Below are 19,174 nucleotides of genomic sequence, written 5' to 3'. Positions count from 1 at the left end.
ACTCGGGTCACGCGTCGTTCGCTCCGCCGCCCTCGACCGCGACGATGCGATGGTCGTCGGCGTGGGTGAGCTCGGTACGCAGGAACAGGTCGTCGGTGGGCAGGCGCAGCTCGAAGCGGGCGTAGGCGTCGACCTGCAGTTCGCCGCGCGCGACGGCGAGGTCGAGCACGTGCCCGCCGACGCTGCGGTCATCGGCCAGGAAGTGCAGGTGCAGCCCGGCGACGGCGATGCCCTGGTAGATCGCGGGGGTCCAGAATCCGACGAGGGTTCCACGGATGCCGCGCACGGTCGTCTCGACCTGGTGGCTCGTCACCTCGGCGAGGCGTGGCAGCGGGTGATGCTGGCGGGGCGTCGCGCGCACTCGGACTCCGGACAGCTCTCCGTCGAACCGCACCGCGTGGAACAGGTTGCGGCTCACGAGCTCCGACTCGACGGATGCCGCGAATCCGGCGAGGTCGCGGTCGCGCACGTCGATGCCGGGTCGCCGCGGCATCCGGCACACGATCGCGAACGGCAGCACCTCGTCGTCGCCCATCGCACTCGGCGGGCCGTCGACCGTGCACTCGATCGCCGTGCCGTCGAGGATCACGACCTCGCCGCCGAGGTGGTCGACGCAGCCGAGCCCGAAGTCGCCGAGCGAGCGGACCTCGTCGACGCGGATGCCCGACTCGTACGCGCCGGCGAGCAGCGCGTCGAGCACCGCGAACTGGGTCACGGCTGAATCCGCAACGGCGGGCGGTACCCCGGAGCTCGGCACGTGCGGCGGAGTCATCACGGTTGGAGCGTACTCCCGAGCCTGTCGGCGGCACCTGCCACGATGGGCGGATGACTCGCCCCGACCCCATCGACCTCGCCACCTGGACCCGGCGCGAGACGTTCGAGCACTACCGCCGCAGCGTGCCGTGCACCTACGCCATCACCGTCGAGCTCGACGTGACGGCGTTCGCCGCCGCGCTGGCCCGCTCATCGCGCAAGACCTACATCGCCCAGATCTGGGCGATCGCGACGGTCGTGAACCGCCACCGCGAGTTCCGCATGGCGGTGTCGGATGCCGGCGAGCCCGCCGCCTGGCCGGTCGTGCACCCCGCGTTCACGGTGTTCAACGCCGAGCGAGAGACGTTCGCCGCGGTCTGGGTGCCGTACGACGCCGACTTCGCCCGGTTCCACGATGTCGCCGCCAAGGTGCTGGCGACCGCGGCGAGCGCGACGACGATGTTCCCGCAGGGCGAGCTGCCCGCCGACGTCTTCGACGTCTCGAGCCTGCCCTGGACGAGCTTCACCGGCTTCACGCTGAACATCGACGGCGGGTCGAACCACCTGCTGCCGATCTTCACGCTCGGCCGCTACCTCGAGCGCGACGGCCGCACCCTGCTGCCGCTGGCCGTGCAGATCCACCATGCGGCGGCCGACGGCTTCCACACGGCACGGCTCGTGCGCGAGCTCGAGGACCTCATCGCCGAGCCGAGCTGGGTCGACGGCTGACCTTCGCTGGCCGAGACGATCTGCCGTGTCCCGGCGGTGGAGTTCGTGCCGGGAACTCGTGCAACTTTGCAACTTTGCAACTTTGCAACCGAATCTGCGAGCGCGATGCCCGCACCGCGAGCCCGGCGGCGGCCGCGTCGCGAAGGGCCGTCAGTTTGCGAACTCGAGTCCGTGCGCGTCGATCGCCTCGGCGAGCAGGCGGATCGCCTTCGGCCCGACGCCGTGCATCGCGAGCAACGCCCGCCGCCCGGTCGCGGCGACCTGCTCGAGCGACGTGATCTCCGCGAGCAGCAGCGCGCTGTTCGCCGGGCGTCCGAGGGGAGGCAGGTCGCCGATCTGCGCCGGCACGTCGCGGGTGCTCATCGTTCCACCGTACCCACGGGCCTTTCTTCACGCGGGCCGACGATCGCCTCGACCGCCGCGTCCCACGCCGACGGCGGCAGCTCGTGTCCGCCTCCCGGGATCGTCACGAGCCGAGCTTCGGGTATGTCCCGGGCAAGCGCCTCTCCGTTCCCGAGCGGGAAGACCGGGTCGGCCGTGCCGTGCACCACGGTCGTCGGCACCTGGATCTCGCCGAGCCGCTCGCGCCAGCGCGGCCCGTCTTCGACGACATCCGCCCCGCCCTCGTCACGGTGCATGCCGGGTGAACGACGCACCGTGTCCGACCAGATCGCGCGATCGTGGGCCTCGTCGAACTCGTCGCCCGCGTAGTCGCGGTCGATCTCGACGTGGTACTCGATCACGGCCTCGGCATCGCTCCAGTCGGGCTCGGGTCGCGGGTTCGCCCAGGCCTCCTGCATGCGGGCGGTCGCGCCCGGCAGGTCGGCGTCGGGCTCGAACATCGTCGGGCTCGTCTCCATCAGGGTGAGGGCGCGAACCCGGCCGGGGTGGTCGAGCGCCGCGAGCTGCGCAACCCATCCGCCCGCCGAGAAGCCGACCCAGTGCGCGTCGCGCCCGGCATCCTGATCGGCAGCGGCGGCCGCGTCGAGCACGGCGATCGCATCCCCGACGGCCGCCGTCAGCCCGTCGTGCCGCGGCGACGGGCCGAGCGTCGTCTCCCCCATGCCGCGCTGGTCGTAGCGCACCACGCAGCATCCGCGCCGCACGAGCAGGTCGCAGAACTCGGGCCGCCACCAGTCCATCGACGACTCGCCTCCGGCGACGAGCAGCACGAGCGGATGCCGCGCATCGCCGATGACCTCGGCCGCGATCACCGCCCCGTCGGGGCGCGCGATCCGCAACGCCCGCCGCGAGGCATCCGTCGATCCCATGCGCCCATGATGCTCGCCCTCCGCATGCCGCGCCACGGGGTTGACGCGCCACGGGTTGACGCGCCCGGCGCCCTCGATGCTGCGGGCACCGCCCGAACGTGGCAGGCTCGCCGCCATGGCATCGGACACGTACGTCGCGCTGCTGCGCGGCATCAACGTCGGCGGGCGCAATCCCGTCGCCATGGCCGATCTCGTCGCGTGCTTCGAGGTCGCCGGGTTCGGCGACGTGCGCACCCACCAGCAGAGCGGCAACGTGATCTTCACCGCGAGCGTGCCGAAGCGCACGGCCGACGAACGCCTCGAGGCGACGATCGAGGAAGCCCTGCGGCAGCGGTTCGGGTTCGAGATCCCGACGCTCGTGCGCTCGCGCGACGAGTTCGCCGCCACGATCGATGGCGCACCGCCCGACCACGGCTCCGACACGCTGCGAAGCGAGGTCTTCTTCGTCAAGGCGCCGCTGACGGTCGGGGAGGTGCTCGCCCAGATGCCCGAACTGCGCGATGGCGTCGACGCGATCACCCCTGGGCCCGACGCGCTCTACTTCTCGCGGGTTCGTGCGATGGCGACGAAGACCCGAATCCAGAAGCTCATGGCGATGCCCGTCTTCAAGCAGATGACTGTGCGCAGCTGGCGCGTCTGCACCCGACTGCTCGAACTGCTCGACGACGGCGAGTAGGCGACACGACCCGCGCGGCGCGGCCAGGCGCGGCGCGGCGTGGCGTGGCGCGCCCTTGCCCGGCGCCGAATCGCCTGCCACGATGCGGGTAGCCCTACGAGACCCGCAGCACGCAGACCGGAGACCCGATGCCCGAAACGCTCGCCCGCCCACCAGCCGAAGCGCTCTCGACGCTGCCGGGGGCGCCGATCATCCGGCGCATTCGAGGCCTGCTGTACTCGGCCGGCGCGACCGCGCTCGTCTACTCGATCCTCAGCACGGCGAGCAAGGGCGGCTGCCCCGGCGGCGTCACCGGCGACGGCGGGTTCATCGACGCGAACGGCGCCCCGACCGACGCGCAGCAGCTGTGCGTGACGCTGACGCTGCGACCGAGCCCGATCGTCTACACGGCGATCGGGGTGATCGTGCTCATCGCCCTCACGCTCGTGCTGCGCCGCGCCGAGTCGGTCACTGCGGCTCTGCGACTCCTCGACCGTGCGGCGATCCTGATCATCGCCGTCACGCTCGTCTGGACCGTGCTGACGATGGTCTCGTTCTTCGCGATCCCGATCGACGCGTGGAACGGCGTCGATCCCTTCACGATCCCGTTCACGTTCGGCAACGTCGACGTCGACGTCACCCCGCTGCAGTAGGGGGCCGAGCATGCGGATCCGCGCGAGCGCTCAGAGCCAGCCTCGCTCTCGAGCAATCGTGAACGCTTCCAGACGGTTGCGCGCACCGAGCTTGCCGATCGCACCTGAGAGGTAGTTGCGCACCGTGCTCGGCGACAGCGAGAGCTGCACGGCGATGTCGATGACGGTCGCCCCCGCCGCGGAGGCGCGCAGCACCTCGGCCTCCCGCTCGGTGAGCGGCGAGCCACGGTCGCCGAGCGCCTCGGCCGCGAGCTTCGGATCGACGACTCGTTCACCCGATCGAACCCGCCGGATCGCGGCGGCCAGTCGCTCGACCGGGTCGTCCTTCACGAGGAATCCGCGCGCGCCCGCGGCGAGTGCACGACCGAGGTATCCCGGGCGGCCGAAGGTCGTCACGACGACGACGGAGCAGCCGGGCACAGCCTCGATCAGCGGCGCGATCACGTCGAGCCCGCTGCATCCGGGCAGTTCGATGTCGAGGAGCACGATGTCGGGCCGAAGGCGCTGCGCGGCGGCCACGACCTCGTCACCACGCTCCACCCCGCCGATCACCGCGAGATCGTCCTCGAGGTCGAGCAGGGTGGTGAGCGCGGAGCGCATCATGCGCTGGTCCTCGGCGATGAGGATGGTCGTCGGCTCGCTCATCGACCTGCCCCTCCTAGGAGCGGGATGTCCGCCGCGAGCCGGAACTCCGATGGATCCGAGCTGACCGCGATGGCCCCGCCGACCGCCTCGACTCGTTCGCGCAGTCCCACGAGCCCGCTTCCGTCGTCGACGGCGGTCGTCGCCACCGTGCCTTCACGATGACTCGGGCCGTCGTCGGCGACCACGATGCGCACCAGCCCCGCCGACACGGCGACCTCGACAGCGCAGCGGCGGGCCGCCGAATGCCGCAGCACGTTCGTCGCCCCCTCGCGCACGACCCAGCCCAGCACCGCGTCGACGGTGACGGGAAGCGCCCGGTCGGGCATGGTCACGGACACTGCGACGCCCGCGTCCTCGAGCGCGCGACGAGCATTCGAGAGCTCCTCGCCGAGACTCATCGACCGTGAGCCCACGACCACCGACCGAACCTCGTCGAGCGCCTCGCGCGCGATCGTCTCGACCTCGGCGATATGGGTGGCCGCGACATCCGGATCCCGTCGGCTGAGCCGTCGCGCCGCCTCGGACTTGACGGCGATGACCGAGAGGGAGTGGCCGAGGAGGTCGTGCAGGTCGCGAGAGAAGCGCAGGCGCTCCTCGGCGACCGCTGCGACGGCGAGTCGCTCGCGCGTGCGGTCGAGTTCTCGCGCCAAGGCGACGTAGTACTGCACGAGGAAGTTGCCGGCTCCGCCCGCGAATGCTGCGAACCCGACGAGCACGGCCGCTTCGAGCGATCCGGTCGACGTTCCGACGGCGATCGCACCGCTGACCGCGATCGAGCCGACCATGGCCATGGCCCAGCGACGGCGGATCGCGAGTGACGCGGCCACGGCGAGGAGCGGGAACAGCAGCGCCTGCTCGGTGCGCCAGAGCACGAGGTAGCCGGTGCAGAGCAGCAGCAGGCCGGCGAACACGGCCTCGGTCGCGGCCGTGGGGCGTCGGCGCGAGCCGAACGGCAACGACACCGCGATCCCGAAGACGCCGCCGAGCAGCAGCACGTAAGCGACCCTCGCCCAGTCACCGGTCGCGACCGCTGCGACGAACGGCGGCAGCAGCAGCACCGGTGCGGCGATGAGCGAGAGCCACGGGCCCGGTCGGTAGGCGAGCCAGGCCGGCGCCCGCCGTGCGGAGTCCTGAAGATCGTCGATCGTCGTCATCGTCTCACTCGTTCGGAAATCGGTGCCTGCTCGGAGGCTCGTCCCATCGCCAATCTACGTCACCGGCCCGCGGGTCGCCGTGCCTGCCGAGCGGCGCGCGGCAAGCCGATCAGCAGCGTCGCTCCGGTCGCCACGTGCATGGCGAACAGCACCACGAGCGCGGCCCCGGTCGCGCCGGTGAACACCGGGCCGAGCAGTGAGAGTGCGAGCACCGGCCATCCGATGAGGGCGAAGATGCGACCGCTGCGGCGCGAGAACCGTTCGAGCAGGGCGAGCACGCCCCACGCTGTGAGCCCGGTGACGAGCACCGCGAAGACGATCGAGGCGGGCGCGACGGTCTGGGCGGCGGCGCCTTCGCCGACCGTCAGGTCGAGCCCGCCGATCGGCACCGCACCCGCCCAGATCAGCAGCGGCAGCGCGACCGCCGCCGCGAGCGTCGCCATCCTGCCGATCCGGCGGCGCATCGGGGTCGAAGCGCCATCAGCCGCGCGTTCCGTGCTCGTCGTCGAGGAAGCGTTCTGCATGGTCATGTCAGTCATGCCCTCGACGCTACGAACGCCGCCGGCGACCCGGCAGAGTCGGATGTCCCGACTTCGACAGGACGAATGTCACCAGCCGCAGTTCCTGTGGCCGTTCGCAAGACTGAACGGCCAGAGGCTCAGGCCTCCGGACGCCGCGGCTCGAGCAGGTCCGCGTACTGCGCGTTGTTCCGCAGGAACGCGGCGACGACCTCGCAATGCACGACGAGGTGCTTGCCGCGCTCGCGCACGTCGTCGAGCACGTCGGCGATGAGGTCGGCCGCGATGCCGCGCCCGCGGAACGCGGGCGCGACGGTCGTGGCGAGCACGTCGATCTCGTCGTCGGTCTCGGCGAAGCGCACGCTGGCCACCTCGTCGTCGCCGATCGTGGCCGCGTACCGTCCCTCGGCGAGGCGGTGCACCTCGATCTCCGCGTCGGCGTCGGCCGACGGCCGGTCGACCTCCCGCACCTCGGCAGCCGTCACCTCGTCGACGAGCGCCGAGGTGCCCTCGTCGAGGAACCCCGCCCCGTCGGGGTAGCCCGCGGCATCCGGGTACTCGATGGGCGTGAACCCGTCTGGTGTGCTCATGGCGCGTCTCCTTCGATCGTGTGCCAGGTTCGGTGGCGGGTGGGACCAGCCGTGGTCTGCTTGGCGCAACCCGGGGAGGGGCCGCCTGAAACCCGGTACTCCCGCTCTTCTCTCACGGCTCGACCGGACCTGTCAACAGTCAGGACCGAGCGGATGCCGCGGCTGTGACATCCGGCCAGTGCGCCGTCTGCCCGCCCGCGAGCTCCGCCGCCCGGCGCACGGCGTCGGCGAAGGCCCTCGGCGCCTCCTGGGGCAGGTTGTGTCCGGCGTGCGGAACGCGCCGGTGCTCGTGCGGGCCGGCGAATCGAGCCCCGGCCGCCGTGGCGTCGCGGGCGGGAAAGTTGCCGTCGGCGAGTCCGTCGAGCGTGACCGCGGGCACCTCGATCGACGGCAATTGCGCCAGTCTCGCTTCGAGTCGTGCGTACTCCGGCGCCCCGTCGACGTGGGCGAGACGGTGCCGGTAGGAGTGGATGACGACCTCGAAGAAATCGGGGTTGTCGAACGCGGCGGCGGCGCGGTCGAGCTCCGCTTCGTCATAACGCCAGTCCGGGGAGTTGCGACGCCAGATGACCTCGGCGATGCCGCGCGGGTCCTGCGCCAGCCCGAGCCGGCCACGTTCGGTGAGGAAGTAGAAGAAGTACCAGAAGCCGGCCTCGAGCTCGGGCGGGAGGGGCCGCATCGACGCGCGGATGTCCTGCACGAGGTAGCCGTTGACGGCGACCAGCGCGGTGACCCGCTCGGGCTCGAGTGCGGCGACGACGCAGGCGGCGCGTCCGCCCCAGTCGTACCCGGCGAGGATCGCCTTCGGGATGCCGAGCGCGTCGAGGAGCTCGATCACGTCCTGTCCGAGGGCCGCCTGCTGCCCGGTGCGAGGCTCCGACAAACGCAGGAATCGCGTCTCGCCGTGGCCGCGCAGGAAGGGCACGATCACCCGGAAGCCCGAGTCGGCCAGCATCGGCGCCACGTCGACGTAGCTGTGGATGTCGTACGGGAACCCGTGCAGCAGCACGACGGGCGGGCCGTCCTGCGGCCCGGCCTCGAAGTAGGCGACGTCGAGGCGGCTCGTCTCGACGTGGCGGAGCGGCTGCAGCCGCGGAATCGCGTTCATGGTGTGCTCCTCTCGGATCGGGTGCGTTGCGAACCCGTCACGACCTCCGACCGGGCCGGGTGCCCGGATGTGACGAGCGGTCGGCGTGCACCTCGTGTCACAGGTCGCTGCTCCGCACGGTCTGAGCTGACATCGACCCCGCACTCCGCGGACGTCGATCCGAGAAGGGAACCGCCATGTCAGAACAGAAGCCGACCGTCGTGCTCGTGCACGGAGCGTTCGCCGAATCCGCAAGCTGGAACGGCGTCATCGAACGCCTCTACGCCGAGGGCGTCACCTCGGTCGCCGTCGCCAACCCGCTGCGCACCCTGGCCGGCGACGCGGCGTACGTGCGCGACGTCATCGCCTCGATCGAGGGGCCCGTCGTGCTCGTCGGCCACTCCTACGGCGGACTCGTGATCAGCGAGGCCTCCGCCGGCAACGACCAGGTCGCCGCACTCGTCTACGCCGCCGCGTTCGTGCCCGAGCCGGGCGACAGCGCGTTCTCCCTCTCGGCGAGCGCCCCCGGATCCACCCTGGGCGAGGCGCTCGACGCGCACCCCGTCTCGACGGGCGGCGTCGAACTCGTGATCCGCCGGGACCGCTTCCGCGAGCAGTTCGCCGCCGACGTGCCCGTGCAGGTCGCCGGGCTCATGGGTGCGACCCAGCGCCCCGTGACCGAGGCCGCCCTGAAGGACCCCGTGCAGGCGCAGGCCCCCGGATGGACCGACCGCCCCTCGTGGCACGTCTTCGGCGCCGAGGACCGCAACATCCCCGCCGCCGTGCACCGCGCCGGCGCCGAGCGGGCCTCCTCGCTCGGAACGAACGAGATCGCCGGAGCCTCGCATGCCGTGAGCGTGTCGCAGCCCCAGGCGGTCGCCGCCGCGATCCTCGAGGCCGTCGCCCACGTGGTGGGGCAGCGCGCGGCCGCGTAGTCCGCGGTCGCCGTCGGCGTCGAACGGATGCCGCAGACAGGCGGGGCCATTGCACCTCGCCCGCCCGCGGCATCCGCTCGCCCGACGCGACCCGAGCCGGAGAACGCTCGCCGGGCCGCGGCATCCGGAATAGCATGCGAGCGTTCGAAGATTTCTTGGCGGATGTCGTCACAGCGCGGGCTGCTGCGCGGTCGTAGCTGCAGAGGGGACGGCTGCGGTCCCTCCGCCGACCGACGGGACACGACATGGACGAGAACCTCGACGACGCACTCGCCGCATTCGAAGCCGTGCGCGGGAGGCTCTTCGGCATCGCCTACCGCATGCTCGGCAGCGCCGGCGAGGCCGAGGACATCGTGCAGGACGCCTGGCTGCGCTGGCAGGGCACCGACCGCACGGTCGTCGAGAATCCGCCCGCGTTCCTCGCCACGACGACGACCCGGCTCGCGATCAACGCGCTGCAGTCGGCGCACGCCCGCCGCGAGACGTACATCGGCCCGTGGCTGCCCGAGCCCGTCGACACGAGCGCCGACCCCACGCTCGGCGCCGAACGGGCCGAGGCCCTGGGCTTCGCCGTGCTCGTGATGCTCGAGAAGCTCACCCCCACCGAGCGGGCCGCCTACGTGCTGCGCGAGGCGTTCGCCTACCCCTACGACCAGATCTGCGAGATCGTGCAGGTCTCGGAGCCCGCGGCCAGGCAGCTGGTCAGCCGCGCCCGCAAGCACCTCGCCGGCGAGACCCGTCGCGAGGTGAGCCGGCACGAGCAGCGACGGCTGCTGACCGCGTTCCTGAGCGCCGCGAAGACCGGCGACCTGGTCGAGCTCGAGCGGCTCTTCGCCGAGGACGTGGTCTCGTACTCCGACGGCGGCGGCCGCGTGCGCGCCTCGAAGTTCCCGGTGGTGGGGCGCCTGCGGGTCGCGAAGTTCGTTCGCGCCTTCCGCACCCACTTCTGGGAGGGCGTGGAGATCACCGAGGCCGAGACGAACGGCCAGCCGTCGGTGATGCTCTCGAAGGAGGGCACGACGTTCGCCGTGCTCACCGTGGTCGCCGGCGCGCACGGCATCGACCAGCTGCTCTGGATGATGAACCCCGAGAAGCTCGGGGCCGTGGCCTCCCGTGCAGCATGATCTCGCCGCTCGCCTCCTCGCCGCCCTGCACCCGTGGAACGAGGTCGCCCTGGCGAGCGTGCTGACCCGTGACGTGCGCCTCGTCGTCGACTCCGGCGACGAGACCGGCGGCGAGGCGTACGGGCGGGCATGCGTCGTGCGCACCCTGCACGAGCGGTTGTCGAGGCATCCGGATGCCACGATCCTCCCCGCGCACGTCAACGGGCGCCCCGGCCTCGCACTGCGCCGACCCGACGACGAGGTGGTCGGCGTGCTCGCCATCGACGGCTCCGAGGCGATCGAGACGCTGTGGGTCTCGACCGCGCCCAGGAAGCTCGCTCCGTGGAACCGCCGACGGCCGGCGATCGACTGAACGCGTTTCGCGACATCCGTCACAGATGCGACGCATGCCCGGTCAGAGCTTCATGACGGCAGCGGAACCACCGCGGCCACGACGGAAGGCACTGAAGTCATGAAGATCGTCGTCATCGGAGGCACCGGCCTCATCGGATCCAAGGTCGTCGAGCACCTCGTCGAGCACGGTCACGAGGCCGTCGCCGCATCGCCGAACTCGGGCGTGAACACCATCACCGGCGAGGGCCTCGCCGAGGTGCTCGAGGGCGCGAACGTCGTCGTCGACGTGTCGAACTCGCCGTCGTTCGCCGACGACGACGTGCTCGCGTTCTTCACCACCTCGACCGCGAACCTCCTCGAGGGCGAACGCGCCGCCGGCGTGACGCACCACGTCGCCCTCTCGATCGTGGGCGCGGAGCTCCTGCCGAGCAGCGGCTACCTGCGCGCGAAGGTCGCGCAGGAGCAGCTGATCGAGGAGTCCGGCCTGCCGTACTCGATCGTGCGCGCGACGCAGTTCTTCGAGTTCGCCGGCCGCATCGCCGACGAGGCGACCGTCGACGGCACCGCCCGCCTCAGCACCGGACTCATGCAGCCCATCGCGGCAGCGGATGTCTCGGCCGCCGTCGCCCGCATCGCCGCCGGCGAGCCGCTCAACGCAACCCTCGAGATCGGCGGGCCCGAGCGCCTCGGCCAGGACGAGTTCGTGCGCCTCGGCCTGACGGCGAGGGGCGACTCGCGCACCGTGATCGGCGACCCCGAGGCGCCGTACTTCGGCACGAAGCTCACGGGCACCGAACTCGTGCCGACGAGCGCCGACGCGCAGCTGTCGACGACCACGTTCGCGGAGTGGCTGGCCGCGCAGTCGGCGCCGGCCGCCTCGGTGAAGTAGCCAGCCATGCGCATCGCAGTCATCGGCGGCACCGGCCTCATCGGCACGCGGCTCGTGGCACGGCTCCAGGCCGACGGCCACGACGTCGTCGTCGCCTCGCGTGCGACGGGCGTCAACTCCTACACCGGCGAGGGCCTGGCAGAGGCCCTCGCCGGTGCGGAGGCGCTCATCGACGTGTCGAACTCGGACTACCTCGATGAGGCGGCCGCGAACGAGTTCTTCTACGCCTCGACGTTGAACCTGTTGACATACGGCGCAGCGGCAGACGTGGCGCACCACGTCGCGCTCTCGGTCGTCGGCACGGATCGCCTCGCCGGCTCCGAGGGCGGCTACTTCGCCGCGAAGGCGACCCAGGAGCGGCTCATCCGGCAGTCGGGCCGACCGTTCTCGATCGTGCACGCGACCCAGTTCTTCGAGTTCATCGCGAACATCGCGGATGCCGGCACGAGTCGCAACGTCGTGCGGCTCTCGCAGGCGCTGTTCCAGCCGATGGCCGCCGACGACGTGGCCGCCGCGGTGGCCTCGACCGCCGTCGGGTCGCCGCTCGGCCGGATGGTGGAGTTCGCAGGGCCGGAGCAGTTCCGGCTCGAGGAGCTCGTGCATCGTCACCTGCGCGAACGCAGCGACCTGCGCGACGTCCGCGTCGACCCGTTGGCCCGGTACTTCGGCACCGACCTCGACGAACGCGAGCTCCTGCCCGGGCCCGACGCGACGATCGCGGCGACGCGCTACGACGACTGGTTCGCCGCCGGCGGCCGGGCATACGAACCCGCTGTGGCCGCGCCCGACGTGCGGGCGTAGCATCTGCCTCGCAGCACCCCGCGATCGGAGGACGCCATGACCGGAACCGGATCCGCAGACGACCCGTGGCAGCTCAGCACGGCTCCGGGCACGAGCGCCTACACGATGCACCGCGACGAGGACGCCGATCCCCCGGCGCTCGTGTGCCAGGTCGGATCGACGACCCTGAAGTACCGTCTGAGCGCGGTCGACGACCTCGCTGCCTGGCTGCGCGAGCAGGCCGACTGGGTCGACCTCGGGGCCGCCGACGAGCAGAAGCCGGCGCAACCCGGCACCGTCGAGGCGTGGGGTCGCGATGAGGCGAATCCCGTCGGAGGTTGGTACGGGCTGCGCAAGGGCTACCGGGGCAGGTTCGGCATGTACCTGCCCCCGCTGCTCGAGGCGCTCGGGCTCGCCGAGCTCACCCACGACAAGCGCAACAACCGCATACGCGCGATCTGAGCGTCAGCCGATGCGCCGGTGGGCGGCGGATGTCACGGTCCGGCCCACGCGGACGCCTCGGCGCTTGCGCGGGGTGCGCCGGCGCCGACCGTCAGGGGTCAGCCGTCGAGCTCGACCCTCGCCTCGAGGCCGAGGTACGCGCCGTAGCGGTCTGCCGCCTCCTGAACCGCGTCGACCTCGCGCGGCCGGAGCGGTCGGTACGGCCGCACCGCGAACCTGACGGAGGACGCGGTGAGCGTCCGCTTCATGGCGGCGACCAGCTGCCCGTCGACGAGGGCCATGCCGATCGCGGCCTCGCGGGCTCGTGGCACGACGCCATCGGCATCGAGCACCCAGCGCGAGTCCTGGTATCCGCGGTACATCTCGTCGAGCACCTGCAGCAGGTGTCCGGCCGGCTCGTCATCCGTCGGCGCCGCGGATGTCGGCAGGTCGCCGCTCGCATGCCAGTAGGTGCGTCCGTCGTGCTCGAAGGAGTCGAGCCGGTCGACCACGGCCGCGATGCCTCTGCGCACGTCGGTCACGGTGAGGGTGGCCCAGTATGCGAGGTCGCGCTCCGTCGCGGGCCCGTGCGCGGTGAAGTACCGCAGCGCCAGCTCGGCGAGCGCCTCATCGCGGTCGAGACGGCGCACGTCGGGCACGCGATCGGCGAGGAGCGCATAGGTGTGCTCGCCGTCGCGCGGCGCGCCGCTGCACACCAAGCCGAGCACCTCGAGCCGGCCGAGCAGCAGCATGAGCTGCTGGCCCGTGAGCTCTTCATCTCGTTCGGCGAGCGCAGCGGCGACCTCCGGCCGCGTCCGATCGGGCGATTCGGCGAGCATCGCCTCGACGACCTCGCCGAGCGCCTCGACCCGGTCGGCGATCGGCTGCAACTGCTGCTCGAAGATCGGCATCACCCGCGGCCTCGTGAGTTCCTGCAGCCAGAGTGCGTCGTCGGCGTGCACGTAGTGCCAGGTCGAGCGCAGCACGTGCAGGCGCAGCACCCGACCGTCGACGAGCGCGCCGGCGAGGTCGACCCGGGCGGGCGAGGCCGTGCGGGTCGCGACCGCCCATGCCGACTGCGACGCGTTCTCGGCCTGCACGGCGCCGAGGGCGCGCACGACCTCCTCGGCCGTGCCCGAGGATGCGGCGAGCCGCTGCGAGCGCAGTCGCCAACGAGCGAGTTCGCGATCGGTGGTCATGTTCGCAGCGTATTCGGCCCCGCCGTCGGTGAACACCCGGATGCCGCGGAGGCGGTCTCGGCGTACCGTCGTCAGCGTTCCACCGAGGAGGAGCCATGAGCGAGCGCACCGTCGCCGAGCCGGGCGACACGGACACGAGATGGATGACGCGGCGAGCCCGCTGGACGCACATCGCCGTCGGAGCGGCGGCAGGCCTCGCCTGGGCCGGCGCCCTGCGCGCGTGGATGGCCGAGCTCAGCGGACCAGCGTCGTCGTTCTCATGGGGCACGTTCGAGGGCGTGCTGCTGCCCGGGCTGCTCGTCGGGGCGGCGTTCGGCTGGGCCTCGGGCGTCGGCCCCGCGGCATCCGTTCGCGAACGACGGATGCTGCGATGGTGCGCCGCGGCCCCCCTGGCGTTCGCGATCGCGCCGATGCTGCGCCCCGGCGCCCTGGCCGATTTCCTCCGCGAGGGGCTCGGCGGCGGAGCGGTGCTCGTGGCGCTCACCGCGATCGGCGGCGGCTACGCGCTCGGCGGCGGGCGCCCGCTCTGGACTCGGATCGCCTGCGGGGTGCTCGCGTTCGGCATCTCGCTCGCCGGGGCACTGCTGACCGGCCCGTTGCTGCGCGACAGCGCGCTCGCGCTCACGACGCCGCGCGGCGCCTGGCTCGCGGTCTTCGACCTCGCCCTCATGTGCACGCTCATCGTCGCCTCGGCCATCCCGTTCCGCAGGCTCTCCCGATCCTCTCCGCGGCGGCTAGCCTTGGCCGGGGCGCACGACGAACGGGAGTGACGATGCACGAGCAGTCGACGCGGCACGGCGGGCGCGCACACGCACCGGCCGATCGGTGACGGGCCCCGACGCGAGGCCGACCCGCCGCATCGAACTGACCCTGCACCGGCCGTGGTACGCGCTCTACTGGGGCATCAGGCCGACCCTCGTCATCGGCGAGCGCGGGCAGCCCGCGCAGTGGGGCGTCGGCACCTGGCAGGTCGCCGCCGAAGAGAACGTGATCGTCGGCGTCTACCTCTTCAACCGCGTCTGGCGCTTCGGGCAGGCGGAGGTCGCGCTCGAGCCGCACCACGCCCCGGCGCTCACCTACCGGGCACCCGCGCTGCCGTTCCTGCGCGGGCGGATCCGTGCAAGCGAACCGGGCTGAATCCGCGCCTGCAAGACTGGCTCGTATGGAGACTCCCCCCACCGACACGTCCGCCGCCGGCCTCGCCGCCAACGCCCCGGTCGATCGTGCCGCCGCGGCCGAACTGTGGGAGGCGTACCGAACGGCTCTGCCCGCGCGCGCGACCGATGCCGAGCCGCCTTCGGTCGAGCAGTTCGGCGATCATCCCGACCTCACCGACGAGCTCATCGGACTCGTGCTCGAGGGGACCAAGCGGGCGACGGCGAGCCTCGTCGTCGAGTTCGAGGCCGAGGGGCAACCGCTCCCGCGCGTCGGCAGCCACTGGATCGCCTGCGACTCGTTCGGGCGGCCCCGCGCCATCCTCCGCAGTACGGAACTCCGCATCGCGACGGTCGATCAGGTCGACGAGGCCTTCGCGTACGACGAGGGCGAGGGTGATCGCTCACTCGCGTGGTGGCGCGACGCGCACATCCGGTACTGGCGACGAGCGACCCAGCGCCTCGGGTCCGATTGGACACCCGACCTCGAGATCGTGCTCGAGCGCTTCACCGTCGTGTGGCCCGCCGAGGTCGCCGACTGACCCATCCGCTCGCAACCCCTTGAACTCCCGTGAATCGCCGACGAGACTTCCGACCGGCGATTCACCACTCGCGAGGCCTCGCCCGACGAGGTCGGTCCGGTGCTGAAGCGCTACGTCGCCGTCGCCCCGCTCGTGCTGCCGTACTTCACGGCGGCGGCCGACGACCCGCCCGCGGCCTTCGCTGCGGAGGCCGACCGGCATCCGGTCTTCGAACTCACGATGCTCGACCGTCCCTAGCCCAACCCTGAGCGCCCGGCCTTGAGCGCCCAGGCGCGAGAGTCCGGGCGCAGGCGGCCGGATCAGGCGTGCTCGTCGGGCTTGCCCTCTTCGGGCTCGACAGCCCACGACGGCGGCTCGTCGACACCGGACTCCTCGTCGCGATCGGCGTCGCCCTTCGTGGCCTGCACGATGCCCGCCGCGTGGTGCACGGGGGCGTAGACGACGTAGAGGCGCATGGGCTCGTCGCCGATGTTCTCGACGTCGTGCCACGTGCCGGCGGGCACCTGGATGCTCCAGCCGTCGGAGACCTCCTCCTGAATGGGGAGGTCGTGCTCCGACGGGCCCATCTTCACGAGTCCGCGGCCGGCGTCGAGCCGCAGGAACTGGTCGGTCTCGGGGTGCGCCTCGAGCCCGATCGACTCCCCCACGGGAATCGACATGAGCGTCACCTGCAGGTACTTGCCGCTCCAGGCGACGGTTCGGTAGTTCTCGTTCTGCTTCGTCGCCGTCTCGAGGTCGAACACGTTCGGCTTGGGTCCGTTGTCGATCGTCATGCCTCGACGCTATGCCCGGATGCCGCGCCGCTGCCAGCCCTTGCGGTATCCGCCCGGGTCGTGATCGCCGACGGATTCACCGCACGGATGCTGCCTCGCTGCGGTTCCGGATGCCGCGGGCGGCCGCCCGGCGCTAAGGTCGCCCGTATGACCGAGCAGACCGACGACGCGACGGCGGAGTCCTCGCCGACGGCGCCGCATCGCCCGCCGCCCGAGCTCGTCGTCGCGGTGGTGCTCGGCTACCTCACGGGCGTCGCGCAGGTCATTGCGGGCATCGCGGTGATGTTCGGTCGCTACCTGCCCGATACGAACGACGCCGAACGCCTCGTCGTGACGATCGTCGGAGCGTGCATCGTGCTGCTCGGCCTGTTCGTGATCACCATCGCCTCCGGGCTCACCCGAGCCCGGCGCGACGCCCGCGTGCTCGTGACGGCGCTGCTCGGCGTCACGATCGCGCTCGACGTCGTGATCCTCTTCGCGTCGCCCGACCAGTGGTTCGTCATCGTCGACCTCGTGCTCGTGGCGGCCGCCGTCACGGTGCTGTGGACGGGTCGAACCGCGCGGTTCTTCGCACATAGCGCAGGTGGAAGAAGCGGATGACCTCGATCGCCGAGATGGCCACGACGGCGACCACCAGCACCAGGGCCGCCGTGACGATCGACGGATCGACGAACACGAGGAACTCCGTGATGAGCGGCACCGAGTAGACCACGATCAGCCCGAGCATCATCGAGCCGATGATGAGGATCTTCCAGCCGTCGATCGGTCGTGAGAGCACCGTGAGCACCCAGAGTCCGATGACCGTCAGCAGGAGCGTCGAGCCGGTGCGCAGCTCGTCCTGGCCGATGCCGGCCTGCGTCGCGAGCCAGCTGTAGACGAAGAGCGCGAGCGCGACGACGACGCCGGCCGGGATCGCGAAGCTCAGTGAGCGCCGCAGGAACCCCGGCACGTAGCGCCGCGCGTTCGGCATGAGCGCGAGGAAGAAGGCGGGCAGGCCGATCGTGAGCCCGTCGATCACCGACAGCTGCCGCGGCAGGAACGGGAACTCGAGCACGAACGCCCCGAAGAGCACCGCGAGCCCGGTCGCGTAGACCGTCTTCGTGAGGAACAGCATCGAGACGCGCTCGATGTTCGCGATCACCTGCCGCCCTTCGGCGACGACCCGCGGCAGGTGCGAGAACCGCCCGTCGAGCAGCACGATGCGCGCGACCGCCTTCGTCGCTGCGGCGCCCGACTCCATGGCGATGCCGATGTCGGCCTCCTTGATCGCGAGCGCGTCGTTGACGCCGTCGCCGGTCATCGCGACGGTGTGGCCCGCCTGCTTCAGCGCGACGACGATCGCCTTCTTCTGCTGCGGCGTCACGCGTCCGAAGACGAGGTGCTGCTGCAGCACCTCGGCGAGCTCGGCGGGGTCCTCGGGCAGCTGCCGCGCGTCGAAGCCGCCCGGCGCATCGAGGCCCACCGTGCGCGCGATCGCGGCGACCGTGTCGGGGTTGTCGCCCGAGATGATGCGCACGGCCACGCCCTGCTCGGCGAAGTACGCGAGCGTCTCCGCGGCATCCGACCTGATGCGCTCGCGGAACGTGAGCAGCGCGACCGCCTCGAGTCCGTCGGGCAGCGACTCGGCCTCCTCGTCGAGGGGTGCCGTGCTGTGCGCGAGCACGAGGGTGCGGAGTCCGGATGCCGCGAGCCGCCGCGCGTCGCCCGCGAGCCGGTCGTCGGGGAAGACCATCTCGGGCCCGCCGAGCACCCAGCTGCCCGCGGCATCCGCGCCCTCGGCGAAGGCGACCGCGCTCCACTTGCGCGCCGACGAGAACGGGATGCGCGCGACCGGCGCGGCCGACGGCGCCTCCGAGTACGGCTCGGCGAGGCAGCGTGCGGTGGCGTTCGCGTCGGGCTCGGCGCCGTACCAGGCGAGTGCCGCACGCCACCCGGCGGGCGCGGCATCCGGAGCGAGCGGATGCTCGGCATCGAAGACGATGCTGCCCTCGGTGAGCGTGCCGGTCTTGTCGAGGCAGATGAGGTCGACACGGGCGAGCCCCTCGACCGCGGCGAGCTCCTGCACGAGCACCTGCTGCCTGGCGAGCTTCACGGCTCCGACGGCGAAGGCGATGCTCGTCATGAGCACGAGTCCGAGGGGGATCATCGCGACGAGGGCCGCGATCGTGTTCACCGCCGCCTGGCGCCAGTCGCCGGACTCGAAGGCCTTCTCCCAGCCGCCGAACACGAAGATCTGGGCGTTGAAGACGAGCAGCGCGATCGGCCCGACGATCCAGCTCACGACGCGCAGCACCTTGTCGATCGACGAACGCAGTTCGCTCGCGACGAGCGAGAACTTCTTCGCCTCCGCGGCGAGGGAGTTCGCGAACGAGTCGGCGCCGGCGCGCACTACGACCGCCTCGCCCTCGCCGGCGATCACCACCGACCCCGACAGCACCTCGTCGCCGGGCACCTTGTCGACCGCGTCGGACTCGCCCGTGAGCATCGACTCGTCGAGCTGCAGGTGAGCGGATGTCACGACGCGGGCGTCGGCCGGAACCTGGTCGCCGGCGCGCAGCACGAGCAGGTCGTCGACCACGACCTCCGCCACGGCGACCTCGGCGACCTCGGCGTCGCGTCGCACCCGCGCCCGCGGCGCGTGCAGCAGGGCGAGCTTGTCGAGGGCGGCCTTGGCGCGGAACTCCTGCACGGAGCCGATGACGGTGTTCGCGATCGCACTGATGCCGAACAGCGCGTCCTGCCAGCGCCCGAGGAGCAGCAGCACGAGGAAACAGGCCGCGATGATGCCGTTGAACAGCGTGAGCACGTTCGCGCGGATGATGCTCGCCACGCTGCGGCTCGACTGCTGCGTGAATGCGTTCGTGCGCCCGTCGGCGACGCGCTGCGCCACCTCGGCGGTGGTGAGGCCGGTCGGGGTCTCGACATCCGTCGCGCTCATGTCGGGAGACT

General features: G+C 71.7%; 25 protein-coding genes. 14 read left to right on the top strand and 11 right to left on the bottom strand.

All coding sequences use genetic code 11. The features are described from left to right. Nucleotides 1–7: 7 nt before the first annotated feature. Nucleotides 8–715, bottom strand: coding sequence for an acetolactate decarboxylase (gene budA, locus ASE68_RS04230; RefSeq protein ID WP_235480756.1), 708 nt, complete (start codon nt 713–715; stop codon nt 8–10). A gap of 110 nt (nt 716–825) precedes the next feature. Between budA and ASE68_RS04225 the strand changes: the two genes are divergently transcribed. Then, on the top strand, nt 826–1,482 hold the full coding sequence (locus tag ASE68_RS04225) for a CatA-like O-acetyltransferase (RefSeq protein ID WP_055855460.1): 657 nt from the start codon (nt 826–828) through the stop codon (nt 1,480–1,482). Nucleotides 1,483–1,632: 150 nt separating this feature from the next. Here the strand turns inward: ASE68_RS04225 and ASE68_RS04220 are convergent, their stop codons facing one another. After that, nucleotides 1,633–1,845 carry a hypothetical protein gene (locus tag ASE68_RS04220; RefSeq protein ID WP_055855458.1) on the bottom strand — a complete coding sequence of 71 codons (213 nt, stop codon included), beginning with the start codon at nt 1,843–1,845 and terminating at the stop codon, nt 1,633–1,635. After that, complete coding sequence (locus ASE68_RS04215) at nt 1,842–2,882, bottom strand: alpha/beta fold hydrolase (RefSeq protein ID WP_162238244.1); 1,041 nt, start codon at nt 2,880–2,882, stop codon at nt 1,842–1,844. The genes ASE68_RS04220 and ASE68_RS04215 overlap by 4 nt, the downstream gene beginning before the upstream one ends. Between ASE68_RS04215 and ASE68_RS04210 the strand changes: the two genes are divergently transcribed. Further along, entirely contained in the window at nt 2,869–3,429 is a 561-nt protein-coding gene (locus tag ASE68_RS04210; protein ID WP_055855454.1) for a DUF1697 domain-containing protein, read from the top strand. The genes ASE68_RS04215 and ASE68_RS04210 overlap by 14 nt on opposite strands. Before the next feature lie 128 nt (nt 3,430–3,557). Continuing rightward, nucleotides 3,558–4,061 carry a hypothetical protein gene (locus ASE68_RS04205; protein WP_055855452.1) on the top strand — a complete coding sequence of 168 codons (504 nt, stop codon included), beginning with the start codon at nt 3,558–3,560 and terminating at the stop codon, nt 4,059–4,061. A gap of 30 nt (nt 4,062–4,091) precedes the next feature. Here ASE68_RS04205 and ASE68_RS04200 read toward each other — a convergent pair whose 3' ends face one another. The 5 genes from ASE68_RS04200 to ASE68_RS04180 form a co-directional block, all read right to left on the bottom strand. Beyond that, nucleotides 4,092–4,706 carry a DNA-binding response regulator gene (locus ASE68_RS04200; RefSeq protein WP_055855450.1) on the bottom strand — a complete coding sequence of 205 codons (615 nt, stop codon included), beginning with the start codon at nt 4,704–4,706 and terminating at the stop codon, nt 4,092–4,094. Then, nucleotides 4,703–5,860, bottom strand: a complete 1,158-nt coding sequence (locus tag ASE68_RS04195) for a sensor histidine kinase (RefSeq protein WP_055855448.1) — start codon at nt 5,858–5,860, stop codon at nt 4,703–4,705. Before ASE68_RS04195 ends, ASE68_RS04200 begins: the two co-directional genes overlap by 4 nt. A 59-nt stretch (nt 5,861–5,919) precedes the next feature. Next, nucleotides 5,920–6,399 carry a DUF6069 family protein gene (locus tag ASE68_RS04190; protein WP_157421537.1) on the bottom strand — a complete coding sequence of 160 codons (480 nt, stop codon included), beginning with the start codon at nt 6,397–6,399 and terminating at the stop codon, nt 5,920–5,922. 119 nt (nt 6,400–6,518) lie between these two features. Beyond that, entirely contained in the window at nt 6,519–6,968 is a 450-nt protein-coding gene (locus ASE68_RS04185; protein ID WP_055855445.1) for a GNAT family N-acetyltransferase, read from the bottom strand. A gap of 139 nt (nt 6,969–7,107) precedes the next feature. Continuing rightward, entirely contained in the window at nt 7,108–8,076 is a 969-nt protein-coding gene (locus ASE68_RS04180; RefSeq protein ID WP_055855442.1) for an alpha/beta fold hydrolase, read from the bottom strand. A gap of 176 nt (nt 8,077–8,252) precedes the next feature. Between ASE68_RS04180 and ASE68_RS04175 the strand changes: the two genes are divergently transcribed. From ASE68_RS04175 to ASE68_RS04150, 6 genes are all read left to right on the top strand, one after another. After that, nucleotides 8,253–8,990, top strand: coding sequence for an alpha/beta fold hydrolase (locus ASE68_RS04175; RefSeq protein WP_055855440.1), 738 nt, complete (start codon nt 8,253–8,255; stop codon nt 8,988–8,990). 245 nt (nt 8,991–9,235) lie between these two features. Then, nucleotides 9,236–10,114, top strand: coding sequence for an RNA polymerase sigma-70 factor (locus ASE68_RS04170; RefSeq protein ID WP_055855438.1), 879 nt, complete (start codon nt 9,236–9,238; stop codon nt 10,112–10,114). Beyond that, on the top strand, nt 10,104–10,466 hold the full coding sequence (locus ASE68_RS04165) for a hypothetical protein (protein ID WP_055855436.1): 363 nt from the start codon (nt 10,104–10,106) through the stop codon (nt 10,464–10,466). The genes ASE68_RS04170 and ASE68_RS04165 overlap by 11 nt, the downstream gene beginning before the upstream one ends. Before the next feature lie 99 nt (nt 10,467–10,565). Then, entirely contained in the window at nt 10,566–11,336 is a 771-nt protein-coding gene (locus tag ASE68_RS04160; protein ID WP_055855434.1) for an SDR family oxidoreductase, read from the top strand. 6 nt (nt 11,337–11,342) lie between these two features. Then, a complete protein-coding gene (locus ASE68_RS04155; RefSeq protein ID WP_055855432.1) occupies nt 11,343–12,137 on the top strand; it encodes an SDR family oxidoreductase in 795 nt (264 codons plus the stop codon). Between the two features lie 36 nt (nt 12,138–12,173). Beyond that, on the top strand, nt 12,174–12,578 hold the full coding sequence (locus ASE68_RS04150) for a DUF6855 family protein (protein WP_055855430.1): 405 nt from the start codon (nt 12,174–12,176) through the stop codon (nt 12,576–12,578). A gap of 98 nt (nt 12,579–12,676) precedes the next feature. Here the strand turns inward: ASE68_RS04150 and ASE68_RS04145 are convergent, their stop codons facing one another. Continuing rightward, nucleotides 12,677–13,756, bottom strand: a complete 1,080-nt coding sequence (locus ASE68_RS04145) for a winged helix DNA-binding domain-containing protein (protein WP_157421536.1) — start codon at nt 13,754–13,756, stop codon at nt 12,677–12,679. Nucleotides 13,757–13,851: 95 nt separating this feature from the next. On the opposite strand from ASE68_RS04145, the gene ASE68_RS04140 reads away from it, so the two are divergent. From ASE68_RS04140 to ASE68_RS20115, 4 genes are all read left to right on the top strand, one after another. Beyond that, on the top strand, nt 13,852–14,526 hold the full coding sequence (locus ASE68_RS04140) for a hypothetical protein (RefSeq protein ID WP_055855426.1): 675 nt from the start codon (nt 13,852–13,854) through the stop codon (nt 14,524–14,526). Between the two features lie 55 nt (nt 14,527–14,581). After that, nucleotides 14,582–14,893, top strand: a complete 312-nt coding sequence (locus ASE68_RS04135; RefSeq protein WP_055855424.1) for a hypothetical protein — start codon at nt 14,582–14,584, stop codon at nt 14,891–14,893. Between the two features lie 25 nt (nt 14,894–14,918). After that, nucleotides 14,919–15,452, top strand: coding sequence for an ASCH domain-containing protein (locus tag ASE68_RS04130; protein ID WP_055855422.1), 534 nt, complete (start codon nt 14,919–14,921; stop codon nt 15,450–15,452). Between the two features lie 99 nt (nt 15,453–15,551). Then, nucleotides 15,552–15,689 carry a hypothetical protein gene (locus tag ASE68_RS20115; RefSeq protein WP_157421535.1) on the top strand — a complete coding sequence of 46 codons (138 nt, stop codon included), beginning with the start codon at nt 15,552–15,554 and terminating at the stop codon, nt 15,687–15,689. Between the two features lie 62 nt (nt 15,690–15,751). Here ASE68_RS20115 and ASE68_RS04125 read toward each other — a convergent pair whose 3' ends face one another. Further along, nucleotides 15,752–16,225, bottom strand: coding sequence for a cupin domain-containing protein (locus ASE68_RS04125; protein ID WP_055855420.1), 474 nt, complete (start codon nt 16,223–16,225; stop codon nt 15,752–15,754). 147 nt (nt 16,226–16,372) lie between these two features. Between ASE68_RS04125 and ASE68_RS04120 the strand changes: the two genes are divergently transcribed. Next, nucleotides 16,373–16,825, top strand: a complete 453-nt coding sequence (locus tag ASE68_RS04120; protein WP_055855418.1) for a hypothetical protein — start codon at nt 16,373–16,375, stop codon at nt 16,823–16,825. Here ASE68_RS04120 and ASE68_RS04115 read toward each other — a convergent pair. Further along, complete coding sequence (locus tag ASE68_RS04115) at nt 16,758–19,163, bottom strand: HAD-IC family P-type ATPase (RefSeq protein ID WP_055855416.1); 2,406 nt, start codon at nt 19,161–19,163, stop codon at nt 16,758–16,760. The genes ASE68_RS04120 and ASE68_RS04115 overlap by 68 nt on opposite strands. Nucleotides 19,164–19,174: the final 11 nt, after the last annotated feature.

This window comes from Agromyces sp. Leaf222 (assembly GCF_001421565.1).
GTDB lineage: Bacteria > Actinomycetota > Actinomycetes > Actinomycetales > Microbacteriaceae > Agromyces.
The sequence above is the reverse complement of the archived record's forward strand: the minus strand, read 5'-3'. Positions and strand labels throughout refer to the sequence as shown.

Excerpts from the sequence above, each read along its gene's own strand:
- ASE68_RS04175 (WP_055855440.1), top strand. The coding sequence starts at position 8,253 with ATGTCAGAACAGAAGCCGACCGTCGTGCTCGTGCACGGAGCGTTCGCC.
- ASE68_RS04145 (WP_157421536.1), bottom strand. The coding sequence starts at position 13,756 with ATGACCACCGATCGCGAACTCGCTCGTTGGCGACTGCGCTCGCAGCGG.
- ASE68_RS04150 (WP_055855430.1), top strand. The coding sequence starts at position 12,174 with ATGACCGGAACCGGATCCGCAGACGACCCGTGGCAGCTCAGCACGGCT.
- ASE68_RS04210 (WP_055855454.1), top strand. The coding sequence starts at position 2,869 with ATGGCATCGGACACGTACGTCGCGCTGCTGCGCGGCATCAACGTCGGC.
- ASE68_RS04190 (WP_157421537.1), bottom strand. The coding sequence starts at position 6,399 with ATGACTGACATGACCATGCAGAACGCTTCCTCGACGACGAGCACGGAA.
- ASE68_RS04160 (WP_055855434.1), top strand. The coding sequence starts at position 10,566 with ATGAAGATCGTCGTCATCGGAGGCACCGGCCTCATCGGATCCAAGGTC.
- ASE68_RS04130 (WP_055855422.1), top strand. The coding sequence starts at position 14,919 with ATGGAGACTCCCCCCACCGACACGTCCGCCGCCGGCCTCGCCGCCAAC.
- ASE68_RS04180 (WP_055855442.1), bottom strand. The coding sequence starts at position 8,076 with ATGAACGCGATTCCGCGGCTGCAGCCGCTCCGCCACGTCGAGACGAGC.
- ASE68_RS04200 (WP_055855450.1), bottom strand. The coding sequence starts at position 4,706 with ATGAGCGAGCCGACGACCATCCTCATCGCCGAGGACCAGCGCATGATG.
- ASE68_RS04220 (WP_055855458.1), bottom strand. The coding sequence starts at position 1,845 with ATGAGCACCCGCGACGTGCCGGCGCAGATCGGCGACCTGCCTCCCCTC.
- ASE68_RS04170 (WP_055855438.1), top strand. The coding sequence starts at position 9,236 with ATGGACGAGAACCTCGACGACGCACTCGCCGCATTCGAAGCCGTGCGC.
- ASE68_RS04115 (WP_055855416.1), bottom strand. The coding sequence starts at position 19,163 with ATGAGCGCGACGGATGTCGAGACCCCGACCGGCCTCACCACCGCCGAG.
- ASE68_RS04155 (WP_055855432.1), top strand. The coding sequence starts at position 11,343 with ATGCGCATCGCAGTCATCGGCGGCACCGGCCTCATCGGCACGCGGCTC.
- ASE68_RS04205 (WP_055855452.1), top strand. The coding sequence starts at position 3,558 with ATGCCCGAAACGCTCGCCCGCCCACCAGCCGAAGCGCTCTCGACGCTG.
- ASE68_RS04125 (WP_055855420.1), bottom strand. The coding sequence starts at position 16,225 with ATGACGATCGACAACGGACCCAAGCCGAACGTGTTCGACCTCGAGACG.
- ASE68_RS04120 (WP_055855418.1), top strand. The coding sequence starts at position 16,373 with ATGACCGAGCAGACCGACGACGCGACGGCGGAGTCCTCGCCGACGGCG.
- ASE68_RS04140 (WP_055855426.1), top strand. The coding sequence starts at position 13,852 with ATGAGCGAGCGCACCGTCGCCGAGCCGGGCGACACGGACACGAGATGG.
- ASE68_RS04185 (WP_055855445.1), bottom strand. The coding sequence starts at position 6,968 with ATGAGCACACCAGACGGGTTCACGCCCATCGAGTACCCGGATGCCGCG.
- ASE68_RS04225 (WP_055855460.1), top strand. The coding sequence starts at position 826 with ATGACTCGCCCCGACCCCATCGACCTCGCCACCTGGACCCGGCGCGAG.
- ASE68_RS04195 (WP_055855448.1), bottom strand. The coding sequence starts at position 5,860 with ATGACGACGATCGACGATCTTCAGGACTCCGCACGGCGGGCGCCGGCC.